This is a genomic window from uncultured Veillonella sp., from assembly GCF_934190855.1.
Classification (GTDB): Bacteria; Bacillota; Negativicutes; order Veillonellales; family Veillonellaceae; genus Veillonella.
Window position 1 is genome coordinate 1 of the sequence record NZ_CAKPTN010000115.1, and the last position, 5224, is coordinate 5224.

The window sequence follows — 5224 nt, forward strand, 5'->3', positions numbered from 1 at the left end:
GTATCGCGCATTTCTGGTACATCCCAGTATTCAGCAGAAGAATTCATTTCTTCGCGACGAATTTCAAATTTCTTAGCTGTACAAGGTGTTACTGCAACAGCAACGATTTGTTTTGCATCAAGGCCCATTTTTTCAGCAAAATATGTTTTTTGCGTAGGTGCTTGCATTGCAATTGGACTCTTAGCAGTAGACAAGTTTGGTAAAAATTCTGGATAAAATGTTTCAGCAAACTTAACCCAAGCAGGACAACAAGACGTGAATTGAGGCAATACCGCATCACTGTTGATAACACGTTCCAACAACTCAGATGCTTCCTCCATGATAGTCATGTCAGCACCAAAGTTTGTATCAAGAATATAGTCGCCACCTAACTTACGGAGAGCTGCTACCATTTTGCCTTCTACGAATGTCCCCGCATCAAGACCAAACTCTTCACCTAAGCCAACACGAACAGCTGGTGCAGTTTGGAAAACGACAATTTTATTAGGGTCAGCAATAGCTGCTTTTACTTCATCAATTTCGCTACGTTCATTAATGGAATCAAATGGACAAATAGATGCACATTGACCACAATGAATGCAAATAGGATGATCCCCATTAGTTGTTAAATCATAATAATCAAATACGCCCATGTCTACAGCACAAGCTTTACGACATAAAGAGCAATTTTTACATTTAGACAAATCTTGAACTAATGCAATATTTCCGTCTTCAATTGGTACGCGACGGTCTAAAAATTCATACTTACTCATGAGTTTCCTCCTACTTAGGTAACGTTGTTATCGTTAATCGAAGAAATTATACTATAGAATGTGACTTTTATCAATAAAAGTGCTTGTAATTCCTTTGCATAGCAGGTATTAGTAAATCGCATGATACGTGGATTTATAGACGTTCTTCCAATTCCATCCACCGTTCGGTGAGCGCATCTATTTGGGATTGAGTCTCTTCTCGTTCAGCCATCAAGACTTGCATTTTTTCATAATCAGTAGCGACTTGGCTTATCATCACATCTAAGCCCTTAACTAAATGCTCCAGCTTTGGCAACTCATCCATAATGTTCGCATACTCTGCCTCTTCTGCTTTATTGAGGCCTTTCTTAGGGGATTCTTTGAAAGTATCTGCTGTATTTATAATTATACCACTATTATCGCCAGATGTATTGGAAAATTTAGTTTGATTATCAATAGAGTCATCAATAGCAGTCTCGCCAGCTTCTACAGCTCTTACAGTTTTAGCACTAGTAGCTGTACTATCATTTGTGTTATAAAACGGGCGTTTTCCACCACTACTTTCATCAAGAGCATCCTTATAATCAGAATAAGAGCCATGAACGATTTCAATGTGACCATCACCAGTAAAGACAAAGAGTTTATCTACTACGCGGTCAAGGAAATATCGATCATGACATACGGTAACGATAACACCGCTAAAGGAATCAAGGAAATCCTCTAATACCTCTAGTGTGGGGATATCAAGATCATTGGTCGGTTCATCTAGCAATAATACGTTAGGCGCACTCATAAGCAATTTTAAGAGATATAAGCGGCGCCGTTCACCACCAGAAAGCTTACGGATCGGCACACCATGAAGTTCAGGTGTAAAGAGGAAACGCTCTAAGATTTGACCAGCACTTAAGGTAGAGCCATCACCGAGCACCATGTAGGAATGGTCCTCACGAATATAATCAAGAACACGCATATCTTCATCGAATTCTGGCAGTTCTTGTTTGAAGTGAGCAATACGAACCGTCTCACCCTTACCGATAGTACCGCTTGTAGGCTCATAGGTACCATCAAGGATATTCATAAAGGTAGACTTACCTACACCATTAGGCCCTACAATACCAATACGATCATGACGCACTACATGATAGGTAAAATCCTTAATCATAGGCCTTTCATCAAAGTAAAACTCTAAATGCTCGATATCAAAAATAGTTTTACCTAAACGCGTCTTTAATGCAATGGGATCCATCTGGTCTGGACGACGCGTTTTCTCCATATTTTTTAATTTTTCATAGCGGTCTAAACGAGCCTTTTGTTTTGTAGTTCGAGCCAAAGCGCCACGGCGAACCCATTCGATTTCTCGTTTTAAGAACTGCCGCCGCTTCTCTTCTGTAGCGGCCTCACGAGCTTCTCTATCCGCTTTCAAAGCAATGAATTCTTCGTAATTACCATCGTATTGGTACATGCGTCGATTAGATAATTCCAAAATGCCATTACATACAGAATCAAGGAAGTATCTATCATGGGTACTGATTAATAGGCCCCCTTGTCGGGCGCTTAGATAGGACTCAAGCCAGTCGATACTGTCTTCATCTAAATGGTTTGTCGGCTCATCTAGCAATAATAGATCACAAGGATATAATAATGCCTGTCCTAATGCAAGACGACGCTTTTGACCACCAGATAACAAGGCTACCTTTTGTTCCACATCGGGAAAACCCAGTTTAGACAAAATAATACGAGCCTCTTGCTCTACTTGCCAACCATCTCGGTGATCCATTTGTTCTAAGGCATTCATATAGTTACGAGACAATTTAGCATCATCTCCACCAGACTCTTGCATTTGACGGTACTCACGACTAATACGTTCAAAGGTTTTTACCATTTGCAAGCGAGGATGGTCCCCATCTAGAACGGCCTCTAATAAGGTAGATTCCGCATCAAAATCAGGTGTTTGCGCTAAGTAATGGATAGACGCCTTGCCATTGCGCTCAATAGACCCCTTATCAGCCTCCATTTGACCTGCCAGTATTTTCAAGAACGTAGATTTCCCTGTACCATTAATGCCCACAAGGCCTAGTCGTTTTTCAGTGGTAAATGTAATATTTACCTCTTTAAACAACAGCCTTGTGCCATATGATTTCTCTATATTTTGTAAACTAATAACGTTCATGTTATGCTCCTATTTTGTAATTCTGTTACTTATTATACTACACATTACCATTGACAGTAACATTCACCCTCAGTAGAATAAACGTAACATATATATTCATGAGGAGGTCCACATGGCGACGGATATGCTTTTAGACTTTTATGAAAGTATTAACTTTGAACTTATCGACATCGATGGGTATGACACATTATTTACTGAGCTTTTAGAAGATGGCACCTATGCAACTGTGTCTGACGACGACGGTCATATGCCAGAGGACTTGGAGACACCAATCGTATTCAATGTATACGATGATAACGACTCCTTCCAATGGAGTGTTACATTGGATGATTCCTACCAATTAAAAGATCTCTTAGATAGCGCTGAAAGCACAGATGAGTTTTTAGAAACACTACAAAGAATTAGAGAAGAACATATTGAGCAATACCAATAATACAAAAGCGATGACCTTGCAGTCATCGCTTTTTTACTATATATCACAGTTTGATTAGCCAATTACTTCTTCAGCTTGTACTAATTCCTCTTGCTTTGTAGCGTCTAAAATTTCAATTAAGCTATTTACAATATTAGCTGCTCCATCTACATGCCATTCACGAGCACGTTCGGACATTTGCTGTAGTCTTGGAGTGTTAATAAGAAGCGCGGTCACAACGTCTTCTAAGTTGTGAATATCACGAGCCCAACGAGCACAGCCTCGTTGCTCTAATAGCTCCGCATTGGCCTCTTCTTGACCTGGAATGGCATTAAAGAATACCATAGGCAAACCGATTGTAACAGCCTCCATACACGTCAAAGCACCAGGCTTTGTAACGAGTAAGGAAGACGATTTCATAAGCTCTGAAATGTTTGTGGTATACCCATATACAGTAGTCTTTGTTTTCATGGAATCACTAAGGGTAACTAAGGATTCATAGAGAGAAGTATTTTGACCAGCTACTACAGTAATTTCACCGATGCCATTAACCTCATCTAAATGTTTAAGTGCCGTTTCGAGGGAGCCCAAACCAAGACCACCACCCATGACGAGTACTTTCACAGGTTCCTCTAAGCTATATTCCTCAATAGCATCACGGAAAAAGGAACGGCGCACAGGAATACCAGACACATGAATACGAGTTTCATCAATACCAGCGGACACCATTTCAGTAACCATAGACTCGGTCGCCACATAGTACGTATCGATTTGCGGATAGAGCCAAAATTGATGGCTACTAAAGTCCGTCATAATCGCTACCAATGGCACATCAATATGACCTTGGCGTTTCAAAATAGATGCAGCACCACATGGGAATGGATGGGTAAAGACCATCACATCTGGATTCTCTTGTTGAACGAGCTTGAGCATACGACTTTTAAGGAGATAGGATAGTGCAGTTTGCAAAATAGTCCCCCGTCTCTCCCCTTTTGATACGCGATAAATCATATCGTATAGCATTGGGAATACGTCGATCATCTTGATATACGTCCCCTTAATTAAATGCTCTACAGACATGGTTTCTGTATCTAAAAAGTCCACATGAGTAATCGATGCGTGTGGCTCTTTTTCTTTCCAATATTCTTCTATGGCTCTTGCGGCCTGCATATGTCCTGTCCCGATAGAGGCGGACACGATGAGAACCTTCCGTGATGTTTCGTTATTCATAGTGCACCCTTTCTCTGTGCATTATACCATAAATAGACAAAAAAAAGAGACCTCGAAAGGTCTCTTTCATATCCTTTAGGGATTATTTTTTGCGTTTTTTAGCTTTTGTAGCGTTAACTTGCTCTTTCAAACCTTTACCAGCTTTGAATGCAGGGGATTTGGAAGCAGCGATTGTGATAGTTTTACCGTTTTGTGGGTTACGGCCTTCACGAGCAGCGCGTTCACGAACTTCGAAAGTACCGAAGCCGATAACTTGTACTTTACCGCCAGCAGCTAATTCTTCAGCAACTGTGTCAAATACAGCTTTTACCGCTTTTTCAGCGTCTTTTTTTGTTAATTCAGTTTTTTGTGCAACACTTGCGATTAATTCTGTTTTGTTCATGACAGAACCTCCTTAAAAATACAATACCTTAGAAGTATGCAAAACCTCCAGGCTACTTTTCCTGCACTTTAGCCTCCTCCCAAAAAGCATCCAGCTCAGCTAATGAAAAGTCTTCCCATGAGCGATCGCTTTGGTTAACACAAGCCTCTACATGTAAAAAACGCTGTCGGAACTTTGTGTTTGTGCGATTTAGTGCATTTTCACCGCTTATTTTATACCATCTGAGTAGATTAATCAAGGAAAAAAGCACATCTCCTGCCTCTTTTTCCATATTTTCTCTATCTTTTTGTGCTATAGCC

6 protein-coding genes are annotated in these 5224 nt (G+C 40.4%); 1 reads left to right on the plus strand and 5 read right to left on the minus strand.

Translation table 11 applies throughout. From position 1 onward, the window contains the following. Both Q0F90_RS06980 and Q0F90_RS06985 read right to left on the minus strand, forming a co-directional pair. Positions 1–752, minus strand: a 752-nt coding sequence (locus Q0F90_RS06980) for a [Fe-Fe] hydrogenase large subunit C-terminal domain-containing protein (RefSeq protein WP_296004330.1), incomplete at its 3' end; no start/stop codon positions are given. Between the two features lie 133 nt (positions 753–885). Continuing rightward, positions 886–2901 carry an ABC-F family ATP-binding cassette domain-containing protein gene (locus Q0F90_RS06985; RefSeq protein ID WP_296004331.1) on the minus strand — a complete coding sequence of 672 codons (2016 nt, stop codon included), beginning with the start codon at positions 2899–2901 and terminating at the stop codon, positions 886–888. A gap of 112 nt (positions 2902–3013) precedes the next feature. Between Q0F90_RS06985 and Q0F90_RS06990 the strand changes: the two genes are divergently transcribed. Beyond that, complete coding sequence (locus tag Q0F90_RS06990) at positions 3014–3334, plus strand: hypothetical protein (protein ID WP_054748625.1); 321 nt, start codon at positions 3014–3016, stop codon at positions 3332–3334. 54 nt (positions 3335–3388) lie between these two features. On the opposite strand, the gene Q0F90_RS06995 is transcribed toward Q0F90_RS06990, so the two are convergent. The 3 genes from Q0F90_RS06995 to Q0F90_RS07005 all read right to left on the minus strand — a co-directional run. Then, positions 3389–4543: an MGDG synthase family glycosyltransferase gene (locus Q0F90_RS06995; RefSeq protein ID WP_296004332.1), complete on the minus strand. Its 1155-nt coding sequence runs from the start codon at positions 4541–4543 to the stop codon at positions 3389–3391. An 82-nt stretch (positions 4544–4625) separates the two neighbouring features. Continuing rightward, positions 4626–4925 carry an HU family DNA-binding protein gene (locus Q0F90_RS07000; RefSeq protein WP_009351071.1) on the minus strand — a complete coding sequence of 100 codons (300 nt, stop codon included), beginning with the start codon at positions 4923–4925 and terminating at the stop codon, positions 4626–4628. A 52-nt stretch (positions 4926–4977) separates the two neighbouring features. Then, positions 4978–5224 (minus strand): MazG nucleotide pyrophosphohydrolase domain-containing protein (locus Q0F90_RS07005; protein ID WP_296004333.1); only part of this gene is annotated, 247 nt, incomplete at its 5' end.